The sequence below is a fragment of the Endozoicomonas sp. SCSIO W0465 genome, from assembly GCF_023716865.1.
In the GTDB taxonomy this organism is placed as follows: domain Bacteria; phylum Pseudomonadota; class Gammaproteobacteria; order Pseudomonadales; family Endozoicomonadaceae; genus Endozoicomonas.
In genome coordinates, this window is sequence record NZ_CP092417.1 from 1,464,325 (window position 1) to 1,487,085 (window position 22,761).

Below are 22,761 nucleotides of genomic sequence, written 5' to 3' on the forward strand. Positions count from 1 at the left end.
TAATAATCAGGTTGATGAGAGTAAGGCCAGGTCACTGCTTTTTCCTGTAGAGAAAGTTACTGGTTGATCCTGGATTACCTGAAGACCGACGTAGAGGGCTTATCAATGCCAAGAAGACGCGTAGTCGCTAAGCGCGACGTGCTGCCAGATCCTAAGTTTGGCAACAAAACACTCACAAAATTCATCAACCACGTGATGGTCAGCGGTAAGAAATCCGTCGCTGAAAAGATCGTCTATGGTGCGCTGGACGTTGTTCTGGAGCGTACCAATAAGGAGCCACTGGAGCTGTTCGAAAAAGCTCTGGAAACCATCGCTCCTATGGTAGAGGTTAAGTCTCGCCGTGTTGGTGGTGCCACTTACCAGGTACCCGTTGAAGTTCGTCCTGCCCGTCGTACTGCCCTGGCCATGCGTTGGCTGGTAGACGCTGCGCGCAAGCGTGGTGAAAAGTCCATGAAGCTGCGCCTGGCCGGTGAGCTGCTGGACGCTGCCGAAAGCAAGGGTGCTGCCGTTAAGAAGCGTGAAGACGTGCACCGTATGGCCGAAGCCAACAAGGCATTCTCCCACTACCGTTTCTAAGTATCAGAGGATTGAGTCGTGGCCCGTAAAACCCCGATCAACCGCTATCGCAACATTGGTATCTGTGCCCATGTTGACGCGGGTAAGACAACGACCACAGAGCGTGTTCTGTTTTACACCGGTCTGAGCCATAAAATCGGTGAAGTTCATGATGGTGCTGCCACCATGGACTGGATGGAGCAGGAGCAGGAGCGTGGTATCACCATTACTTCTGCGGCGACTACCTGTTTCTGGCGTGGTATGGATGCTCAGTTTGACGAGCACCGTATCAACATCATCGATACCCCAGGACACGTTGACTTTACCATTGAGGTAGAGCGTTCCCTGCGGGTACTCGATGGCGCTGTCGTCGTACTGTGTGGTTCTTCCGGTGTTCAGCCCCAGACGGAAACCGTATGGCGTCAGGCTGACAAGTACGAAGTTCCGCGCATGGTCTTCGTCAACAAGATGGACCGTACCGGTGCTGATTTCGAAATGGTGATCAGCCAGCTGCGTGACCGCCTGAATGCCAACGCTGTGCCTATGCAGATGACCATTGGCTCCGAAGACGAGTTCAAGGGTGTGGTTGACCTCGTGAAGATGAAATCCATCATCTGGAACGAAGAAGACCAGGGTATGAGCTTCACTTACGAAGACATCCCTGCTGACATGGCAGACCTGTGCGCAGAAATGCGTGAATACATGGTCGAAGCTGCCGCTGAAGCCACGGAAGAACTGATGGAAAAATACCTCGAAGAGGGTGATCTGTCAGAAGAAGAGATCAAGGCCGGTATCCGTGCCCGTACTCTGGCCAATGAAATCATCCCTGTGTTCGGCGGCTCTGCCTTCAAGAACAAGGGTGTGCAGGCGGTTCTGGACGCCGTTATCGAGCTGATGCCTTCGCCAAAAGAAGTGAAGGCGATTGAAGGTGTTCTGGACGACGCAGAAGGTACTGTTGCCACTCGTGAAGCAGACGACAGCGCTCCTTTCTCTGCCCTGGCGTTCAAGATTGCCACCGACCCGTTCGTTGGTACTCTGACCTTTATCCGTAACTACTCCGGTGTTCTGAGCTCCGGTGATTCGGTTTATAACCCGGTCAAGAGCAAGAAAGAGCGTGTTGGCCGAATGGTACAGATGCACGCCAACAACCGTGAAGAGCTGAAAGAGTGTGTTGCTGGTGACATCGTAGCGCTGATCGGCATGAAAGACGTCACCACCGGTGACACTCTGTGTGCCATGGACAGCGTTATCACTCTGGAGCGCATGGAGTTCCCAGAGCCGGTAATCTCGGTTGCGGTTGAGCCAAAGACCAAGGCTGACCAGGAAAAAATGGGTATCGCCCTGGGCAAACTGGCTCAGGAAGATCCCTCTTTCCGCGTACACACTGACGAAGAGAGTGGCCAGACCATTATCTCCGGTATGGGTGAGCTGCACCTGGATATCATCGTTGACCGTATGCGTCGCGAATTCAAGGTAGAAGCGAACATTGGTAAGCCACAGGTTGCCTACCGTGAGAAGCTGAAAGGCTCTGTTGACGCAAACCACAAGTTTGCCAAGCAGTCTGGTGGTCGTGGTCAGTACGGTCACGTTGTTGTTGAGTTCTCTCCTGCTGCTGATGGCGAAGAAGGTCTGGAATTCATCAATGAAATCGTGGGTGGTGCGATTCCGAAGGAATACATCCCGGCTATCCAGAAAGGTATCGAAGAACAGATGAAGAACGGCGTTATCGCCGGCTACCCACTGCTGGGTCTGAAGGCTCGTCTGTACGATGGTTCCTTCCACGATGTTGACTCTAACGAAATGGCGTTTAAAATCGCTGCTTCGCAGGCTCTGAAGAAATACGCGCCACAGGCCAAGCCTGTCCTGATGGAGCCTATGATGAAGGTCGAGGTGGTCACACCGGAAGACTACATGGGTGACGTTATGGGCGACCTGAACCGTCGTCGCGGTATTGTTCAGGGCATGGAAGATACACCTTCTGGCAAGGTGATTAATGCTCAGGTGCCGCTGGGTGAAATGTTCGGCTACGCTACCGATCTGCGTTCAGCAACTCAGGGGCGTGCTACATACTCCATGGAATTCCATGAGTATGCCGAAGCGCCCGCCAGCATTGCTGAAGCGGTCATCAAAAACCAGGGTTGATATTAAAAAGGGGCTCTAACGGTTATTGGCTCTCGGAAATAACAGGATTTTTTATGTTTTTTTTACATGAGAAATTCTTTCCGGTGAAAATGGCTGTTAGAATGCCCTGCTTGATATTGCTACCCTCGAACTATCTATAGCTAAAGGTTAAGAGATATGGCTAAGGAAAAATTTGAACGCTCGAAGCCGCACGTAAACGTCGGCACCATCGGTCACGTTGACCACGGTAAAACCACCCTGACTGCAGCACTGACTCGCGTATGTGCTGAGACCTGGGGCGGCACCATGCGTGCATTCGACCAGATCGACAACGCTCCAGAAGAGCGTGAGCGTGGTATCACCATCTCTACTGCACACGTAGAGTACGACTCTCCAAACCGTCACTACGCGCACGTAGACTGCCCGGGACACGCTGACTACGTTAAGAACATGATCACCGGTGCTGCCCAGATGGACGGCGCTATTCTGGTATGTTCTGCTGCTGATGGCCCCATGCCACAGACTCGTGAGCACATCCTGCTGTCTCGTCAGGTAGGTGTACCGTACATCGTGGTATTCCTGAACAAAGCCGACATGGTTGACGACGAAGAGCTGCTGGAACTGGTAGAGATGGAAGTTCGTGAACTTCTGGACACCTACGACTTCCCGGGTGACGACACGCCAATCATTATCGGTTCTGCCCTGATGGCTCTGAACGGCGAAGACACCAACGAAATGGGTACTTCTGCTGTACGTAAGCTGGTTGAAACTCTGGACGAGTACATCCCAGAGCCAGAGCGTGCCATCGATCAGCCATTCCTGATGCCTATCGAAGACGTATTCTCTATCGCTGGCCGTGGTACTGTAGTAACTGGCCGTGTTGAGCGTGGTATCATCAACGTGGGTAACGAAGTAGAAATCATTGGTATCAAAGAGACTACCAAGACTACCGTTACTGGTGTTGAAATGTTCCGTAAGCTGCTGGACGAAGGTCGTGCAGGCGAGAACATCGGTGCCCTGCTGCGTGGTACCAAGCGTGAAGACGTTGAGCGTGGTCAGTGTCTGATCAAGCCAGGCACTGTTACTCCACACACCAAGTTCGAAGCTGAAGTGTACATCCTGTCCAAAGAAGAAGGCGGTCGTCACACTCCATTCTTCAAGGGCTACCGTCCACAGTTCTACTTCCGTACTACTGACGTAACCGGTGCTGTAGAACTGAACGAAGGCGTTGAAATGGTTATGCCTGGTGACAACATCAACTTCGTTGCTACCCTGATCAACCCGGTAGCGATGGAAGAAGGTCTGCGCTTCGCGATCCGTGAAGGTGGCCGTACTGTTGGTGCGGGCGTTGTTGCCAAGATCTTCGAGTAATAAATTTTCCAGCGAAAATTTATCATTGACTCCCATAGAAACCCCGGCATAAGCCGGGGTTTCTCGATTCTAACCAGAGAAAAAACGATTGCTATTACTGAGAATTACACAGGAAGCCAGCCAGCTGATGCTGCTTCGTATTTCGCCTCGTTCACCGTAGCAATCGATTGTTTGGTAGCAACCTTACCATTCAGTTCCTGCAGCTCTGAGTATTGACAAGTGAGCAGTTCTTTCTGCTTTGCTGCCCTGTTAAGCCAGTCTTTGGTTTTACGGATGGCCTCCCTTAGTTCCTTAATGTCGCCCTCATAGCTATCTCTCAGGCATCTGCGCTGATAGTTATCAAACCATTTATCGTTATCAAGATCAGGAATGCCTGCCTCAACTTTGTAGGCATCAAGCTTGGCGCACCTTTCGTTCACAAGCTTCAGTTTTTCAGTTTCACCATATTTTTCATATAATTTTGTCATGTCATTAATCATTTTGGATTCTGCCGCATAAAGCTTGATTCGCGATTCGCGGAGCGTATCCTCCATTCTTTGGTATTTCTTTAAAAACTTCTCTTCTGGTGAAGCCGTTAGCTCAGTCAATTTCTCACAGGTATCCGCCGACGCTGCCACGGTTGCAGTAATTAATCGGTCAACTAACGAGGCGAGTGCCAAACCAAGAAGAAATAGCCCAATGGCTATGGATATAGAAGCAAAAATAGCAAAGATAAATCCGATCGCTGCATCTCCCGGAGTTGTGCAAAGAGTCAGTATACCAATGGTAATGCCAACGCCTATAGCAGTGGATGTTGCACAGGATAGTATGCTGAACAATGCCAGGGTTACCGAAGAGGTTACGGTGAGAACCTTACTACGTATTGATTCCACCACGGAACTTCGATCAGTCTCTGGATTATTGATCCGAATCATGTCCTTAAAACTTATACAAAAGAGTTTAATCGCCAGGGCCAGCTTGCTCTTTTTGAATGGTAGACGACTAAACTCAGGATCCTTAATGGTAATATCCTCAGCGGTAAATGAAGACTCCATCTTGTTAAATGCTATTTGTCCGGGTGGAGATGTCATTACTTGTCCGTGATTCTCTGACTCATCAAGCTCTGGAGGTGTCATCGGTAAGGACACTGTCCTGTGATAAACTGACAGCCCGGAGTTTATATGGCTGTGGGAATCAAAAGTTTTGTAGTCCCCCTGTTGGGCTTCTGCTGCTTGAAAGGACCCCATATTTACAGTTGGTATTGAAGGCATTGAATGTCGACTAATTCCATTATCCATAGGTCTCTCCCTGAGTTAATTGCCTGGATTCAGATTGAATGTGCAAGTTTTGATTCGAAACTGATGAATCCGGTTCATTGGTTTTTGAGGACGTATAAGCGTATTTAACTATTTGTTTTTTCTTCAAACACTAACAGGCAGGTCAGAAATACTCACTTTGTATCGTGCCCACGCTTTTAGGCCCTGTGGGTCCCGCGTGGGAATGTATACGGATCTGGCAGCATGAGAAAGAGCCGCTACCTGGTAGGGTTTTCGGGGGCTCCATGCGAGTATGGTATTTGTGGCGGGATCGGTATGCATTCCCACGCAGAGCGTGGGAACGAGATGTCCGGAGTGTCCGGAGGGTTTTGCGACAACGCTCTCCAGCGTGGAAATGCATATAAGTAATAAGATTTCCCTCAATCCGTCATTCAGCACCCGTATCAGGAATAAATTTCCTGATACGGTCGCCCAAGAATTGAAATAATAGTCAACTGCCTTTCTTGTAATCCAACCACATGCTTTTCATGTCCATCGACCAATAGCACGTTGATACCCTGAAAGCAGAAAAACACCCAACGCGCTGTCGGGTTTTGGCAGGGTTTCCGCTTCATGTCCGGGAAAAACCGACTCTGTCGTTTTAGCTCATGCCTAATTCGATGCTGAATCGCCGCATACACTAACAGACACAGCGTCATCACCATCAGCAAGGCTTCTATTCGTTCCGGTTTCTTTAAAAACAGCGAAAAAACCAGAAACTCCGGGCTCTTCAAAAACCGAAAGCCACGCTCTACTGACTGTTGTGATTTGTAAGTACTTAGCACTTCTGCTGTACTCAGCCGACTGTCGTCCAGATCATTCGTCGCCAGCACAAAGCAACCCAGAGAACACTCTGCATCTTTGCGACAGTCAACGGATACCCAAGGATATCCGCTCACATAATATTCAATACTGTCCGGTTTAGAGCCTTTCTCCGGACGACCTACCTTGGTATAGCAGGGTTTCTCAGTAATGACAGGTTCCGCCTGACAATAAATAGTTTTTGACTGCCATTCATCGAACGCACGCAATGCGTCGGTTTCACACTTGAAGGCTTTTTTGGCCAGTTTACTGGTCAGCGCTTCTGCTTCTTTCTCAGATTTAGCATTTTTTTCAGCAGTGTTTTTTGTTCGCTCTTTCGAGCCTGCTCGCTGCGGACCAGAATCCAGCGCTGGGAGACACCCGCATGATCTGACAGCATTTCATGACTCTCATAGCCCTCAGCACCCTCCACTGGTGTCATTTCACAAGAAGCGACACTGTCAATCAGTTCTCTGGCTTCTTTGATTTTTGACGGAACCCGGGTGATAAATTGCTGGCCCTGCTGATGACTTTTTTAAAGTTTTTATTGTCGTTTACGTTGCCACTGGACGCTTTCATAAAAACGGGAGGCTCTTGTAGGATTTCAGACTGCTACTGGGTTGAACATTGCTGAAGCCCTTTATCTACAAAGGTTGTCAGCATATTGTCCGGTAATGTTGCTCAATCCTTGTTTTTCGTGACCTACAGTCAGTTTTCACTGTAGAGCAGTTCGTAATCAAAATAGAGCCAAACGGGAATACCGGCCTGATTTTCCGTCATCATCAGCAGTATTGCCTGGTTGAGCTCGGGTCGATGATCCCTGCTGTATCCACGACAGAGTTTGATACAGTGCATATCTTCTTCGTCGACGTCAGATTCGCTGTTATAAACGCCGTCCACATGCAAGCTTGTTGAGTCAAGGTTCAGAGCCTTGCACGGCAGTTTTAAGACATTCACTGCCTTGACAGCCAGCGATAAATAGACCTCACTTACATCCAGTTCAAAAAGCTGATCCAGGGCTCTGCCGAGTACACTGTCGTTAATGTGTTCGGGTTTAATACCGGGCCTGATGAGTTTATCCAGCGGTTTATCAGCATGAAACTCCGGGAACATATGAAGCGTGCGGGCAGTGAACCCAAGGCCGTTAAGCAGCATTGATACTACGGTTTCGCCAAAGGAAATATTCCGGTGTTCAGATTGGTTAGGAACCAGGGAATCCAGATGATTAGAGATACCGAGTTCTTTGCACATACCGGCAACCAAACCCATATGATCGATACGTTGAATGTGGAACTGATGAGGATGCATTGGACATGTTCATTCTGAGAATTTTTTACATTTTAGCCGGTGTAGGGAAATTCTCAGATTGAGTGTTGAATGACGGTTAGAGAAGTTTGGTCTGGAGTTGCATAGAGAGAAAGCGCAGATAATTCCTGCAGGATGGATTGCAGCTCAGAGGGCCAATCAATCAGGTAAGCGTCTTTCGACGTTTAACTTCCTGGGGTTCACCTGTTACTGGGGTAAGATGCGAAAAGGTGGTTGGCGACTGAAGTTCACCAGCCGTAAAGATCGTTTTGCATCGAAGCTCAAAGGGTTAAGGGAGTTCCTCTGGAAGCGCCTGAGTTCTGACCGGGTGCGAACGCTGAAGAGAGCGATTCGGGGGATCAAGGGATGGATCAACTATCATGGGATCACAGACAATCAAGGACGGGTCAGGCAGTTCATTCTGCAAGGCAAACGAACGATCCACAGATGGCTTAATCGTCAGGGAGGAAAAGGATACTTGAGCTGGGGAAAGCTGAAGAAAATTCTTAAAGTGTTGGCGTATCCAGAGAGTTGGAAAACGGTGTCAATGTTCCGGTCTCACCGAACATGTGTGGGGACACGGGTCTCTCGGGAGCCGGATGCGGTAATTCCGCAAGTCCGGTTCTGAGGAGGGGCTTGCCCGGGTGACCGGGCAGGTCTACTCACCCCGATCCAGCCACAAATACCATACTCTCATGGAGCCCCCGAAAACCCTCTCAGGCAGTGGCTCTTTCTCATGTTGCCAGATCCGGTATGCATTCCCACGCGGAGCGTGAGAACGAGGGTTTTGCGACAACCTCTCCCCCTTGGGAATGCATGTCGGGCATAAATAGATTGTTTTGTATCTGGCAGGCTCCGGTATACATTTCCACGCAGAGCATGGGAACGAGGGATCTGGCTGTATGGGTATTAGCACTTTTCTGCACTAGACAGTTTTTCAAATCATTAAGCGGGGCTCAGGATTTTTAACTTTTTCATGGCCCGCTGCTCTGTTTTCCTCCAGGGCTCTGTTTTCTCTTTTAATACCCTTGAAGGGTCTAAACAGGCTGCTTGCTGAAAAAGCGATTGCCATTCGCTTTCAGCCTTTTTCTGCATTCTCATGATGTGCGCTTTTTGCGACAACAGTTTTGCCCGCTTTTCACTGGAGGAAGGAAGTTGCATAGCTTCTTCCACATAATTGAAGGCCTGATCCAGTAATACAGGCTCTTGCGAACCGTTTTTGACGACACGCTCGCAATAAATCATGAATCGATGGATTGACTGGGCGAGTGCCTTATCGACATCGTTGGTGATAGCACCAATATACGTATCAAATTCATCGGTCCCACAATGCAGAATGCTTAATGCCAGCCGGTAACGGTCTTTTTGCACATCGGCCAACGTCTGATCGGACAGGCATTGTTGGAGCAGACATTGGGCGTTATCGACCTTACCCATCAGCTGCCAGAGAAGGGCCAGCGTGAGATTGGTTTCATGGTTTTTGCAGACTATGTCTGCTTCCGGGTCGCCCGCCCTCGCCGATTCCTGCCTGACGGTGGCGATCAGCAGGCGTTCGGCTTGATCAAGCTTACCCATCGTTTCCCAGCAACGGGCCAGCCCCAGATTGGTCTCATGGAGCTTGCAGGCCCTGCCTGCTTCCAGGTCGCCCGGCTTCGCTGACTCCTGCCTGAACATGGCAATCAGCAGGCACTCGGCTTTATCGAACTTACCCATCATCTGCCAGCAACGGGTCAGCCCCAGGTTCGTCTCATGGTTCTTGCAGGCTCTGCCTTCTTCCAGGTCGTCCGTCTTAGCTGATTCCTGCCTGAAGGTGGCGATCAGCAGGCGTTCGGCTTGATCAAGCTTACCCATCGTTTCCCAGCAACGGGCTAGCCCCAGATTCGTTTCATGTTGCTTGCAGGCCCGGCCTTCTTCCAGATCACCCGCCTGTGCCGATTCCTCCCTGAATATGGCGATCAGCAGACGTTCGGCTTCATCAAACTTACCCATCACCTGCCAGAGACGGGCCAATCCCAGATTCGTCTCATGGTTCTTGCAAGCTCTGCCTGCTTCCAGGTCACCTGCATTCAACGATTCCTGCCTGAACATGGCAATCAGCAGACGTTCGGCTTGATCAAGCTTACCCATCATCTGCCAGAAACGGGCCAACGTGAGATTCGTCTCATGGTGCTTGCTGGCCATGCCTGCTTCCGGGTCTTCCGACTTCGCCGATTCCTGCCTGAACGTGGCGATCAGCAGTCGTTCGGCTTTATCGAGTTTACCGACCATCTGCCAGTGACGGGCCAGCGCGAGATTCGTTTCATGGTGCTTGCAGGCCCTGTCTGCTTCCAGGTCCTGTGCCGTCACGGATTCTTGCCGGAAGGTGGCGATCAGCAGGCGTTCGGCTTTATCGTGCTTAGTCATCATCTGCCAGTGACGGGCCAGCGAGAGATTCGTATCATGGTACTTGCAGGCCCTGCCTGCTTCCAAGTCGTCCACTTGTTCCGACTCCTGCCTGAAGGTGGCGATCAGCAGGCGTTCGGCTTTATCAAGCTTACCCATCATCTGCCAGAAACGGGCCAATGTGAGATTCGTCTCATGGTACATGCAGGCACTGCCTGCTTCCAAGCCGTCCGCCCTTATCGATTCCTGCCTGAAGGTGGCGATCAGCAGACGTTCGGCCTTATCAAACTTACCCATCATCTGCCAGTAACGGGCCAACCCCAGATTTGTCTCATGGTGCTTGCAGGCCCTGCCCTTTTCCAGGTCGCCCGACTCCGCCGATTCCTGCCTGAATATCGCAATCAGCAGAGGTCCGGCCTGGTCAAGTTTCCCCATCAGCTGCCAGAGACGGGCCAGCGCCAGATTCGTTTCATGATGCTTGCAGGCCTTGCCTGCTTCCAGGTCACCTGGCGTCACCGATTCCTGCCTGAACATGGCAATCAGCAGACGTTCGGCGTTATCGTGCTTGCCCATCATCTGCCAGATACGAGCCAGCCCCAGATTTGTATCATGGTACTTGCAGACCCTGCCTGCTTCCGGGTCAACTGCCTGCGGCGATTCCTGCCGGAACGTGGCGATCAGCAGGCGTTCAGCGTGACAAAGCTTGCCCATGATCTGCCAGTGGCGGGCCAGCGTGATATTTGTCTCATGGCATTGGCAGGCCCTGCCCGCTTCCAGGTCGCCCGCATTCGCTGACTCCTGCCGGACCGTGGCAATCAGCAGACTTTCGGCTTTATCATGCTTACCCATCCTCTGCCAGTGACGAGCCAGTGCGAGATTCGTCTCATGGTATTTGCAGGCCCTGCCCGCTTCCGGATCGCCCGCATTCACTGATTCCTGCCGGAACGTGGCAATCAGCAGGCGTTCGGCTTTATCGTACTTACCCATTATCTGCCAGTGACGAGCCAAAGCGAGATTTGTCGTATGGTGCCTGCAGGCTATGTCGGATTCCAGGTCGTCCGTCTTCGCCGATTCCTGCCTGAACGTGGCGATCAGCAGGCGTTCGGCTTTATCGTGCTTACCTTCCATTTGCCAGAGACGGGCCAACGCGATATTTGTATCATGGTGCTTGCAGGCCCGGCCTTTTTCCGGGTCGCCCGCTTCCTTCACAGCAATCTGCTTCAGCAGAGCTTCTGCCTCTTGATAACGTTCCAGTGTTTCCAGAATCCTGGACTTTGTCAGCAAGACAGCAGTCTGGACAGAAGCCGGTAATTGATTTAATAAATTCAGTGCCTCTTTAGCCTTTCCGGGCTGGGGATAAAGTGCCCGGGCAAGACCAATGACTTTGCTTTCATTTTGTTTTTGAGTTGCCGGTTTGATAGCCTGAAAGACGTTAAACGCACGGTGCCATTGCCTTTCCCTGAGTAATTCGAACCCCTGAGAAAAAAGCTCTTTTGTATTTCCAGTTTTTTTTACCGCTCTTGTCAAGGCAGATTGATAAGCACTCCCGGCAGGATTTTGTCTTAACCCACGGGTGCTTGCCGAGGTGACCGGCCTCACTGTCGCTCCCTGACAGCCCGACACTCCAGCAGCCCTGCCAGCGCTTTCTCTTCCTGCCCTTCTCACCGATCCTCTTCCAATAACGGGAGGTGATCTACCGATTGGCCCGGATGAGTTTGTATAGATGGTAGAGTGATCAGCCGTGTTCATGCATGGAAAGACAACCCTTAGCGAGTTTGGTTCCGTCATCAGTCGAACAATGGAGCTGGCGTCATACTTTGTTCATCGCGGTTCATCGCGGTTCATCGCGGACTGACATCGGATTAACAATGATGGCCTGTTCTGTGTGGTCACTGCGGATCAGCATCCGGGCACTTTTTTGCAAACCTTCAATACAGGTTTCTTGGTGTTTCTTGATAAATGGTTCGATTGTCGTCTTCTTAACGTTCGACAGCATGTTGATAATGACCTGGCCTCCCCTTTGAATCATTCCCAATACCGGCGGTTTGTCTTTTTCAAGAGTCCCACGGCCCGGAGCGCCTTTAGGCCTTCTTTTTCTCGGGGTACGATCCAGATTTTTTTAATGCTACAGGTTGTCCCTTGTGACCAGCTACAATGTAGACCTCGTCGAATTCAACTTCGCCACCAACAATCACTTCAGGCTTTCGGTCAACAACACCATTTCGTAAGACTGTGGTCATATGGTGTGCATCACTGACACAGATCAAGTTCCTGAGCTATCTGGCTGTTGGAGACGTTCAGCCCCATTAAATAGAGACAGGCAATCCAGACTTTGAGTGGTCGTTGGTGTCCTGCGAAAACCGTATTTGTCAGGTCATCGAAGTAGCGCTTACAGGACTTACAGTACTTACAGTAATAGCGCTGGCATTCTACCTGCACATTGTTGTGTCCATTCTTTTTGACATTCTCAGAATCACAGTGCGGACAGAGAACAGTGCCATCTGGCCAGCGGTTCTCACTGATCATCTCAAAGCAGGTTTCATTACTGATAAGATCAAAGATTCGGCCTATATTCATGGTCAATTCTGGCGATGGCTAATTCTATCCGCCGGGGATAGTTCAGCAGGTCGGAATTCGAAAAGAGCCCCGATCATACGGTCATATGCTCTGGAGCCCATGTAAATCAAGAGGGCTATTTTTTTCCGGCAGGCTCCTGGGCCGGCCTTCGCGTATCATTGGTATTTACTATATATGGATTCTCATTCCCCTTACTGGCCTCCTCATCATTCTCAAATATCCTCCTTTAATCATCAGTACGTAGAAGGACATAGGCCACATTATGCTCAGGCAGGTCATAGACAGGTGGGATTCATACAGCACTCACAAGGACAACCAGCCTCTCGCCCCAATTTGTCGATGGCAAACCTTGACCGTGCGGGCCACGGATTGCATCAGCGGCTTCAAGCATTGTCCCTTCGAAACCCATCCAATGTTCAGCCAGGAGGATGTTATCTACAGCAGGGTAATGAACAGCGTTTCCGTGAGGGGTTTCAATCCTTAAAACAGAATCCACAACGAGCTCTCAACATCACAGAAAGGATATTGGCTCAGGGTGCCAATCTTTCTCCGCCTGACACTCAAAGTGCATACCTGTTAAAAGTGAGAGCACTCTTTCAGTTAGGGCGTTTTGATGATTGTCTGCATATATTTGAAACATTGGAGCAGAGCGAGATTCCGTTAAATAAAGGATTTCTGATGGCAAAAGGCAGAGCGCTTCAGGCCAAGTTCAGACTCACGGAAGCACTGCCTATTTTTCAAGCGCTTTATAATCGCTCAAAAAATGAAAAAGAAGTAAAAGTTAATGGACTGGCCCTTGGCCGGCTAAACCAGATCATGGGCGGCAGGGACAACCTGGAACGGGCGCTGGACATCTTTACCCGGCTACGCACCCGGGCCGCCGATGGTCAGGTGGACACCCCCTGCGACGACAAAGAGATCGAACTGGCCCTTGGCCGACTAAACCAGATCATAGGCGGCAGGGACAACCTGGAACGGGCGCTGGACATCTTTACCCGGCTGCGCACCCGGGCCGCCAATGGTCAGGCGGACACCCCCTGCGACGACAAAGAGATCGAACTGGCCCTTGGCCGGCTAAACCAGATCATGGGCAGCAGGAACAACCTGGAACGGGCGCTGGACATCTTTACCCGGCTGCGCACCCGGGCCGCCAATGGTCAGGCGGACACCCCCTGCGACGACAAGGACATTGAGTTAACCCTTGGCCGGCATTACCAGATCATGGGCGGCAGGGACAACCTGAAACGGGCACTGGACATCTTTACCCGGCTGCGCACCCGGGCCGCCAATGGTCAGGCGGACACCCCCTGCGACGACAAGGACATTGAGTTAACCCTTGGCCGGCATTACCAGATCATGGGCGGCAGGGACAACCTGGAACGGGCGCTGGACATCTTTACTCGGCTGCGCACCCGGGCCGCCAATGGTCAGGCGGACACCCCCTGCGACGACAAGGACATTGAGTTAACCCTTGGTCGGCATTACCAGATCATGGGCGGCAGGGACGACCTGAAACGGGCGTTGGACATCTTTACCCGGCTGCGCACCCGGGCCGCCAATGGTCAGGCGGACACCCCCTGCGACGACAAGGACATTGAGTTAACCCTTGGCCGACATTACCAGAAGATGGGCGGCAGGGACAACCTGGAACGGGCGCTGGACATCTTAACCCGGCTGCGCACCCGGGCCGCCAATGGTCAGGCGGACACCCCCTGCGACGATAAAGAGATCGAACTGGCCCTTGGCCGGCTAAACCAGATCATGGGCGGCAGGGACAACCTGGAACGGGCGCTGGACATCTTAACCCGGCTGCGCACCCGGGCCGCCGATGGTCAGGCGGACACCCCCTGTGACGACAAGGACATTGAGTTAACCCTTGGCCGGCATTACCAGATCATGGGCGGCAGGGACAACCTGGAACGGGCGCTGGACATCTTTACCCGGCTACGCACCCGGGCCGCCGATGGTCAGGCGGACACCCCCTGCGACGATAAGGACATTGAGTTAACCCTTGGCCGGCATTACCAGATCATGGGCTACAGGGACAACCTGGAACGGGCACTGGACATCTTTACCCGGCTGCGCACCCGGGCCGCCAATGGTCAGGCGGACACCCTCTGCGACGACAAGGACATTGAGTTAACCCTTGGTCGGCATTACCAGATCATGGGCGGCAGGGACAACCTGGAACGGGCGCTGGACATCTTTACCCGGCTGCGCACCCGGGCCGCCAATGGTCAGGCGGACACTCCCTGCGACGACAAAGAGATCGAACTGGCCCTTGGCCGGCTAAACCAGATCATGGGCAGTAGGGACAACCTGGAACGGGCGCTGGACATCTTTACCCGGCTGCGCAGCCGGGCCGCCAATGGTCAGGCGGACACCCCCTGCGACGACAAAGAGATCGAACTGGCCCTTGGCCGGCTATACCAGATCATGGGCGGCAGGGACAACCTGGAACGGGCGCTGGACATCTATACCCGGCTGCGCACCCGGGCCGCCAATGGTCAGGCGGACACCCCCTGCGACGACAAGGACATTGAGTTAACCCTTGGCCGACATTACCAGAACATGGGCGGCAGGGACAACCTGGAACGGGCGCTGGACATCTATACCCGGCTGCGCACCCGGGCCGCCAATGGTCAGGCGGACACCCCCTGCGACGACAAAGAGATCGAACTGGCCCTTGGCCGGCATTACCAGATCATGGGCGGTAGGGACAACCTGGAACGGGCGCTGGACATCTTTACCCGGCTGCGCACCCGGGCCGCCAATGGTCAGGCGGACACCCCCTGCGACGACAAAGAGATCGAACTGGCCCTTGGCCGGCATTACCAGATCATGGGCGGTAGGGACAACCTGGAACGGGCGCTGGACATCTATACCCGGCTGCGCACCCGGGCCGCTAATGGTCAGGCGGACACCCCCTGCGACGATAAGGATATTGAGTTAACCCTTGGCCGGCATTACCAGATCATGGGCGGCAGGGACAACCTGGAACGGGCGCTGGACATCTATACCCGGCTGCGCACCCGGGCTGCCAATGGTCAGGCGGACACCCCCTGCGACGACAAAGAGATCGAACTGGCCCTTGGCGATATTTATGTTGACTTAAACAACTGGGATCAGTTCGACCAAATGCAGCTTGGTAAAAGGGGTTTTGAAGGCTCAGAAGCGGACTTGAGTATCAGTATCCGTTACTTCAAAGAGTGCATTTATTCTTGTCAAGATAAGGACATTTTGATGCGTTTAGCCACAGCCATTCATCATGCATGTGAGGCAATAGAAAAAAGTCAGTATCTCGATGCCTCATCTCTTAGCCAGCTAGGACACTGCGTTCGTATCGCCGCAACACTACCTGCCGGGAAAGTATGGGATGACTTTTCAAAGGATGAGATCAACAACCTTGTTACTATATTTTTTTCAGAAGCTCAAAACCTGGACCCTTACAGGCAGGACCGGATCAAAAATGAAGATTGGAGGAAAGCAGAGAAAGCGTTTTTAGCCAGGTTATCCTCAGGATAACCTTGTTCTCTATCAAACTCAGCCTAAGTATTACAATATGCGGTTGGCCAACCGCTTACATAGCTAATCAAAAGCCCCGGAAGAAAAAGACCATGGGCGAAAACAAAGACCGGGATGTGCAATTCAAACAAATTAACCGATTGAAAAAGGAGTACTTGGAAGCAGGTAAACCTGTGCTCAGCGTCGACAGCAAGAAGAAAGAAACACTGGGAAACTTCTATCGTGAAGGCGTAGCAGACGCTGTCGAACCCACTGTTGTTAATGACCATGACTTTGCCAGCCAAGGCAACGGTAAAGTGATACCTCATGGCGTAACAATGATGGCCTGTTCTGTGTGGTTACTGCGGATCAGAATCCGGGCTCTTTTTTGCAAACTTTCAATACAGTCGAGTAATGGGCGGCTTTTCAAATCGTTAAGTGGTGCTCAGGATTTTTAACTTTTCAGGGCCCGCTGTTCTATTTTCCGCCAGGGCTCTGTTTTTTCTTTTAATACTCTTGAAGGGTCCAGGCAGGATGCTTGCTGAAAAAGGGGTTTCCATTCGCTTTCAGCCTTTTTCTGCATTCTCATGATGTGCGCTTTTTGCGACAACAATTGTGCCCGCTTTTCACTGGAGGAAGGCAGTTGCATAGCTTCCTCCACATAATTTAAGGCTTGATCCAGTAATACAGGTTCTTGCCAGCCGTTTTCGCCGACACGTTCGCAATAAATCATGAATCGATGGATTGACTGGGCAAGTGCTTTATCGACACCGTTGGTGATAGCACCAATAAACGTATCAAATGCATGGGTCCCGCAATGCAGAATGCATAATGTCAGCCGGTAACGGTCTTTTTCTACATCGATCAACCTGTTATCGGACAGGGATTGTTCGAGCAGGCTTTGGGCGTCATCGACCTTACCCATCATCTGCCAGAGACGAGCCAGCGTGAGATTCGTCTCATGGTTTTTACCGGCTCCGCTGACTTCCGGATCAACCGCCTGCGCTGATTCCTGCCTGGACATAGCGATCAGCAGGTGTTCGGCTTTATCAAGTTTACCCATCACCTCCCAGAGACGAGCCAGCCCCAGATTCGTTTCATGGATCTTGCAGGCCCTGCCGGCTTCCAGATCGTCTGCCTTCGCCGATTCTTGCCTGAACATGGCGATCATCAGGCATTCGGCTTTTTCGAGTTTACCCATGATTTGCCAGAGACAGGCCAACCCGAGATTCGTTACATGGTGTTGGCAGGCCCTGCCGGCTTCCAGGTCGTCCGCCCGCACCGATTGCTGCCTGAACATGGCGATCAGCAGGGTTTCTGCTTTTTCGAATTTACCCATGATTTGCCAGAGACGGGCCAGGGTGTGATTCGTTTCATGGTTCTTGCAGGGCGTGCCTGCTTCCAGATCACCTGCCTTTGCCGATTCCTGCCTGAACGTGGCCGTCAGCAGGCGTTCGGCTTTGTCGTGCTTACTCATCATCTGCCAGCAACGGGCCAGCGTAAGATTGGTATCATGATGCCTGCAGGACCTGCCTTCTTCCAGGTCTCCCACCCGCACCGATTCCTGTCTGAACATGGCAATCAGCAGGCGTTCGGCTTCATTAAGCTTACCCATCATTTGCCAGTGACGAGCCAGCGTGAGGTTCGTCTCATGGTGCCTGCAAGCCCTGCCTGCCTCCAGGTCATCCGCCTGCACTGATTCCTGCCTGAAGGTGGCGATCAGCAGGCGTTCGGCTTGATCGAGCTTACCCACTATCTCCCAGTAACGGACCAGCGCAAGATTCGTTTCATTGTTCTTGCAAGGCCTGCCTGCTGCCAGGTCATCCGCCTGCACTGATTCCTGCCTGAAGGTGGCGATCAGCAGGCGTTCGGCTTTATCGTGCTTATTCATCATCTGCCAGCAACGGGCCAGCGTGAGATTGGTATCATGATGCTTGCAAGCCCTGCCTTCTGCCAGGTCGTCCGCCTGCTCCGCTTCCTGCCTGAACGTGACGATCAGCAGACGTTCGGCGTTATCGAGTTTACCCATCATCTGCCAGTGACGGGCCAGCGTAAGATTCGTGTCATGGTGCTTGCAGGCTCTGCCGGCTTCCAGGTCGCCCGCCTTCGCCGATTCCTGCCTGAACATGGCAATCAGCAGATGTTCAGCTTGATCAAGCTTACCTATCATTTGCCAGAGACGGGCCAGTGCCAGATTGGTCTCATGGTGCTTGCAGGCTCTGCCTTCTTCCAGATCACCTGGTTTAACTGATTCCTGCCGGAACGTGGCGATCAGCAGGCGTTCGGCTTGATCGTGCCTGGCCATCATCTCCCAGTGACGGGCCAACGAAAGGTTCGTGTCATGGTTCTTGCAGGCCCTGCCTTCTTCCAGGTCACCCGCCTTGGCCGATTCCTGCCTGAACGTAGCGATCAGCAGGCGTTCGGCTTTATTGTGCTTACCCATCAGCTGCCATAGGCGGGCCAGCGCGAGATTCGTATCATGGTACTTACAGGCTCCGCCTGCTTCCAGGTTACCTGCCTTCGGTGATTCCTGCCGGAATGTGGCGATCAGCAGGCATTCAGCTTTATCGTACTGACCCATCATCTGCCAGAGGCGAGCCAGTGTGAGATTCGTCTCATGGTCCTTGCAAGCCGTGCCTGTTGCCGGGTCGCCCACCTTCGTCGATTTCTGTCTGAACATAGCAATCAGCAGGCGTTCGGCTTTATCGTGATTACCCATCATCTCCCAGAGACGGGCCAGCCCCAGATTCGTTTCATGATCCTTGCAGGCCCTGCCTGCTTCCAGATCATTCACCTTAACCGATTCCTGCCTGAACGTGGCAATCAGCAGCCGTTCGGCTTTATCAAGTTTACCCATCATCTGCCAGAGACGAGCCAGCGTGAGATTGGTCTCATGGTGCTTGCAGGCCCTGCCTGCTTCCAGGTCACCCCACTTCGCCGATTCTTGCCGGAACGTGGCAATCAACAGGTGTTCGGCTTTATCGCATTTACCCATTATTTGCCAGTGACGGGCCAGCCCCAGATTCGTCTCATGATGCTTGCAGGCCCTGCCTTTTTCCGGATCACCTGCTTCCTTCTTAACAATCTGCTTTAGCAGATCTTCTGCCTCCTCATGACGATTCAGGGTTTGCAGAACCCTGGATTTTGTCAGTAGGGTACCGGTCTGGACAGTAACCGGCAGTTGATTTAATAAATCCAGTGCTGTTTCAGCCTTGCCTGGCTGGGGATAAAGTGCCCGGGCAAGACCATTGACTTTGCTTTCATTCTGATTCGGAGTCTTCGGTTTGATCGCCTGAAACACATTAACCGCTGAACACCACTGCTTTTTTCTGAGTAATCCGAACCCCTGAGACAGAAGCTCTTCGGTATTTCCTGTCTTTTTTACCGTTTTTGTTAAGTCAGACTGATAAAAATTCCCGGCAAAATTTTGCCTTAACCCAATGGTCCCTCCAGAGGTTACCGGCCTCACTGTCACACCCGGCCAGCCTGATACAGCAGCAGACCCGGCAGTGTGTCCTCTTCCAACTCCTCTTCCAACTCCTCTTCCAACTCCTCTTCCAACTCCTCTTCCACGAGGCGAGCTATGGACTGTGGATGAGTCTCTGGAGATGGTAGGATGGGCAGCTCTGTTCATATTTTGAATGACAACCCTTCGCGAGTTTGGTTCCATCATCAATCAGATAATGGAACTGCTGTCATACGGTATTCATTGCGCACTCAAACAGATGAACCATGGTGGATTTTTCGTTGTCATTGAGGGTCGGCTTTGCAAATGGTTAATCGGAACTCTGGATGTTTAACTTTTCCAGCGCCTGCTGTTCTGTTCTCCTCCAGGTCTCGGTTTTTTCTTTTAATGCTCTTGAAGGGTCTAGACAGGATGCTTGCTGAAAAAGCGATTGCCATTCGCTTTCAGTCTTTTTCTGCATTCTCAGGATGTGCGCTTTTTGCGACAACAATTGTGCCCGCTTTTCACTGGAGGAAGGCAGTTGCATAGCTTCCTCCACATAATTTAAGGCTTGATCCAGTAATGCAGGTTCTTGCCAGCCGTTTTCGCCGACACGTTGGCAATAAATCATGAATCGATGGATTGACTGGGCAAGTGCCTTATCGACCTTGTTGGTGATAGCATCAATATACGTACCAAATCCATGAGTCCCACAATGCATAATACTTAATGACAGCCTGAAATGGTCTTTTTGCTCATTGGCCATCGTATTATCGGACAGGCATTGCTGGAACAGACTGTGGGCCTTATCAACCTTACCTTTCATCTGCCAGTGGCGGGCCAGCATGAGATTCGTTTCATGGTTCTTGCAGGCCCTGCCTTCTTCCAGGTCACCCGCCTTGGCCGATTCCTGCCTGAACGTAGCGATCAGCAGGCATTCGGCTTTATCGAGATTACCCATCATCTCCCAGTGACGGGCCAACGAAAGGTTCGTGTCATGGTTCTTGCAGGCCTTGCCGGCTTCCAGGTTGTCCTCCTTCGTCGATTCCTGCCTGAACGTAGCGGTCAGCAGGCGTTCGGCCTTATCAAGCTTACCCATCATCTGCCAATGGCGGGCGAGACCCAGATTTGTCTCATGATGCTTGCAGGCTCTGCCGGCTTCCAGGTCGCCCGTCTTTGCCGATTCCTGCCTGAACATGGCAATCAGCAGACGTTCGGCTTGATCAAGCTTACCTGTCATTTGCCAGTGACGGGCCAGGGCCAGATTGGTCTCGTGGTGTTTGCAGACTTTGCCTGCTTCCAGATCACCCACCTTAACTGATTCCTGCCGGAACGTGGCGATCAGCAGGCGTTCGGCTTGATCATGCTTGGCCATCAGCTGCCAGTGACGGGCCAGCGTAAGATTCGTCTCATGGTTCTTACAGGCCATGCCTGCTGCCAGGTCGCCCACCTGTGCCGACTCTTGCCTGAACGTAGCGATTAGCAGGCGTTCGGCGTTATCGAGCTTACCCATCGCCTGCCAGTGACGGGCCAACGTGAGATTCGTGTCATGGTGCTTGCAGGCCTTGCCTGCTTCCAGATCGTTTGATTTCACCGATTCTTGCCTGAATATGGCGAGCAGTAGACGTTCGGCTTTATCGTGCTTGCCCATCATCTGCCAGTGACGGGCCAGCCCCAGATTCGTTTGATGATTCTTGCAGGCCCTGTTTTCTTCCAGATCACTCACCTTGACTGATTCCTGCCTGAACGTGGCGATCAGCAGGTGTTCAGCATTATCGAGTTTGCCCATTATCTGCCAGTGACGGGCCAGCGCAAGATTCGTCTCATGGTTGTTACAGGCACTGCCTGCTTCCAGGTCGTCGGGCTTCGCCGATTCTTGCCTGAACGTGACGATCAGCAGACGTTCGGCGTTATCGAGTTTACCCATCATCTGCCAGTGACGGGCCAGCGTAAGATTCGTCTCATGGTGCTTGCAGGCTCTGCCAGCTTCCAGGTCGCCCGCCTTCGCCGATTCCTGCCGGAACATGGCAATCAGCAGATGTTCGGCTTGATCAGGCTTACCTGTCATTTGCCAGTGACGGGCCAGTGCCAGATTGGTCTCGTGGTGCTTGCAGACTTTGCCTGCTTCCAGATCACCCACCTTAACTGATTCCTGCCGGAATGTGGCGATCAGCAGGCGTTCGGCTTGATCGTGCCTGGCCATCATCTCCCAGTGACGGGCCAACGAAAGGTTCGTGTCATGGTTCTTGCAGGCCCTGCCTTCTTCCAGGTCACCCGCCTTGGCCGATTCCTGCCTGAACGTAGCGATCAGCAGGCGTTCGGCTTTATTGTGCTTACCCATCAGCTGCCATAGGCGGGCCAGCGCGATATTCGTATCATGGTACTTACAGGCTCCGCCTGCTTCCAGGTTACCTGCCTTCGCTGATTCCTGCCGGAATGTGGCGATCAGCAGGCATTCAGCTTTATCGTACTGACCCATCATCTGCCAGAGACGAGCCAGTGTGAGATTCGTCTCATGGTTCTTGCAAGCCGTGCCTGTTGCCGGGTCGCCCACCTTCGCCGATTCCTGTCTGAACGTAGCAATCAGCAGGCGTTCGGCTTTATCGTGATTACCCATCATCTCCCAGAGACGGGCCAGCCCCAGATTCGTTTCATGATCCTTGCAGGCCCTGCCTGCTTCCAGGTCACCCCACTTCGCCGATTCTTGCCGGAACGTGGCAATCAGCAGCCGTTCGGCTTTATCAAGTTTACCCACCATCTCCCAGAGACGGGCCAGCCCCAGATTCGTTTCATGATACTTGCAGGCCCTGCCTGCTTCCAGGTCACCCCACTTCGCCGATTCTTGCCGGAACGTGGCAATCAACAGGTGTTCGGCTTTATCGCATTTACCCATTATTTGCCAGTGACGGGCCAGCCCCAGATTCGTCTCATGATGCTTGCAGGCCCTGCCTTTTTCCGGATCACCTGCTTCCTTCTTAACAATCTGCTTGAGCAGGTCTTCTGCCGCCTCATGACGTTTCAGGGTTTGCAAAACCCTGGATTTTGTCAGCAGGGTACCGGTCTGGACAGTAACCGGCAGTTGATTTAATAAATGCAGTGCTGTTTCAGCCTTGCCTGGCTGGGGATAAAGTGCCCGGGCAAGACCATTGACTTTGCTTTCATTCTGTTTCGGAGTCTTCGGTTTGATCGCCTGAAACACATTAACCGCTGAACACCACTGCTTTTTTCTGAGTAATCCGAACCCCTGAGACAGAAGCTCTTCGGTATTTCCTGTCTTTTTTACCGTTTTTGTTAAGGCAGACTGATAAAAATTCCCGGCAAGATTTTGCCTTAACCCAATGGTTCCGCCAGAGGTTACCGGCCTCACTGTCACACCCGGCCAGCCTGACACAGCAGCAGACCCGG

13 protein-coding genes are annotated in these 22,761 nt (G+C 52.2%); 5 read left to right on the forward strand and 8 right to left on the reverse strand.

Going from position 1 to position 22,761, the window contains the following annotated elements:
* Positions 1–105: 105 nt before the first annotated feature.
* The 3 genes from rpsG (at position 106) to tuf (ending at position 4,047) form a co-directional block, all read left to right on the forward strand.
* Positions 106–576 carry a 30S ribosomal protein S7 gene (gene rpsG / locus MJO57_RS06350; RefSeq protein ID WP_252023808.1) on the forward strand — a complete coding sequence of 157 codons (471 nt, stop codon included), beginning with the start codon at positions 106–108 and terminating at the stop codon, positions 574–576.
* Between the two features lie 18 nt (positions 577–594).
* Positions 595–2,697 carry an elongation factor G gene (fusA, locus tag MJO57_RS06355; RefSeq protein ID WP_252023810.1) on the forward strand — a complete coding sequence of 701 codons (2,103 nt, stop codon included), beginning with the start codon at positions 595–597 and terminating at the stop codon, positions 2,695–2,697.
* 156 nt (positions 2,698–2,853) lie between these two features.
* Complete coding sequence (gene tuf / locus MJO57_RS06360; protein ID WP_252023812.1) at positions 2,854–4,047, forward strand: elongation factor Tu; 1,194 nt, start codon at positions 2,854–2,856, stop codon at positions 4,045–4,047.
* A gap of 104 nt (positions 4,048–4,151) precedes the next feature.
* On the opposite strand, the gene MJO57_RS06365 is transcribed toward tuf, so the two are convergent.
* From MJO57_RS06365 to MJO57_RS06390, 6 genes are all read right to left on the reverse strand, one after another.
* Positions 4,152–5,324, reverse strand: coding sequence for a hypothetical protein (locus tag MJO57_RS06365; RefSeq protein WP_252023814.1), 1,173 nt, complete (start codon positions 5,322–5,324; stop codon positions 4,152–4,154).
* A gap of 422 nt (positions 5,325–5,746) precedes the next feature.
* A complete protein-coding gene (locus MJO57_RS06370) occupies positions 5,747–6,511 on the reverse strand; it encodes an IS1634 family transposase (RefSeq protein ID WP_252026967.1) in 765 nt (254 codons plus the stop codon).
* A gap of 340 nt (positions 6,512–6,851) precedes the next feature.
* Positions 6,852–7,451 (reverse strand): IS1634 family transposase, encoded by a 600-nt coding sequence (locus MJO57_RS06375; protein WP_252019854.1) that lies wholly within the window; start codon positions 7,449–7,451, stop codon positions 6,852–6,854.
* A gap of 942 nt (positions 7,452–8,393) precedes the next feature.
* Positions 8,394–11,453, reverse strand: coding sequence for a lipopolysaccharide assembly protein LapB (locus MJO57_RS06380; RefSeq protein WP_252023816.1), 3,060 nt, complete (start codon positions 11,451–11,453; stop codon positions 8,394–8,396).
* 208 nt (positions 11,454–11,661) lie between these two features.
* Positions 11,662–11,859 carry a hypothetical protein gene (locus MJO57_RS06385; protein WP_252023818.1) on the reverse strand — a complete coding sequence of 66 codons (198 nt, stop codon included), beginning with the start codon at positions 11,857–11,859 and terminating at the stop codon, positions 11,662–11,664.
* 221 nt (positions 11,860–12,080) lie between these two features.
* Positions 12,081–12,407: a transposase gene (locus MJO57_RS06390; RefSeq protein WP_252023820.1), complete on the reverse strand. Its 327-nt coding sequence runs from the start codon at positions 12,405–12,407 to the stop codon at positions 12,081–12,083.
* Positions 12,408–13,085: 678 nt separating this feature from the next.
* On the opposite strand from MJO57_RS06390, the gene MJO57_RS06395 reads away from it, so the two are divergent.
* Together MJO57_RS06395 and MJO57_RS06400 are read left to right on the forward strand one after the other, a co-directional pair.
* Positions 13,086–15,932, forward strand: a complete 2,847-nt coding sequence (locus MJO57_RS06395) for a lipopolysaccharide assembly protein LapB (protein ID WP_252023822.1) — start codon at positions 13,086–13,088, stop codon at positions 15,930–15,932.
* A gap of 2 nt (positions 15,933–15,934) precedes the next feature.
* Positions 15,935–16,369 carry a hypothetical protein gene (locus tag MJO57_RS06400; protein ID WP_252023824.1) on the forward strand — a complete coding sequence of 145 codons (435 nt, stop codon included), beginning with the start codon at positions 15,935–15,937 and terminating at the stop codon, positions 16,367–16,369.
* On the opposite strand, the gene MJO57_RS06405 is transcribed toward MJO57_RS06400, so the two are convergent.
* Together MJO57_RS06405 and MJO57_RS06410 are read right to left on the reverse strand one after the other, a co-directional pair.
* Positions 16,366–19,212 (reverse strand): lipopolysaccharide assembly protein LapB, encoded by a 2,847-nt coding sequence (locus MJO57_RS06405; RefSeq protein WP_252023826.1) that lies wholly within the window; start codon positions 19,210–19,212, stop codon positions 16,366–16,368. The two genes, MJO57_RS06400 and MJO57_RS06405, sit on opposite strands and share 4 nt — an antisense overlap.
* Positions 19,213–19,687: 475 nt before the next feature.
* The gene (locus tag MJO57_RS06410) at positions 19,688–22,747 is read right to left on the reverse strand and encodes a lipopolysaccharide assembly protein LapB (protein ID WP_252023828.1); all 3,060 of its coding nucleotides are present in this window, start codon (positions 22,745–22,747) and stop codon (positions 19,688–19,690) included.
* Positions 22,748–22,761: the final 14 nt, after the last annotated feature.

Excerpts from the sequence above, each read along its gene's own strand:
- tuf (WP_252023812.1), top strand. The coding sequence starts at position 2,854 with ATGGCTAAGGAAAAATTTGAACGCTCGAAGCCGCACGTAAACGTCGGC.
- MJO57_RS06385 (WP_252023818.1), bottom strand. The coding sequence starts at position 11,859 with ATGATTCAAAGGGGAGGCCAGGTCATTATCAACATGCTGTCGAACGTT.
- MJO57_RS06395 (WP_252023822.1), top strand. The coding sequence starts at position 13,086 with ATGGCAAAAGGCAGAGCGCTTCAGGCCAAGTTCAGACTCACGGAAGCA.
- MJO57_RS06375 (WP_252019854.1), bottom strand. The coding sequence starts at position 7,451 with ATGCATCCTCATCAGTTCCACATTCAACGTATCGATCATATGGGTTTG.
- MJO57_RS06390 (WP_252023820.1), bottom strand. The coding sequence starts at position 12,407 with ATGAATATAGGCCGAATCTTTGATCTTATCAGTAATGAAACCTGCTTT.
- rpsG (WP_252023808.1), top strand. The coding sequence starts at position 106 with ATGCCAAGAAGACGCGTAGTCGCTAAGCGCGACGTGCTGCCAGATCCT.
- MJO57_RS06365 (WP_252023814.1), bottom strand. The coding sequence starts at position 5,324 with ATGGATAATGGAATTAGTCGACATTCAATGCCTTCAATACCAACTGTA.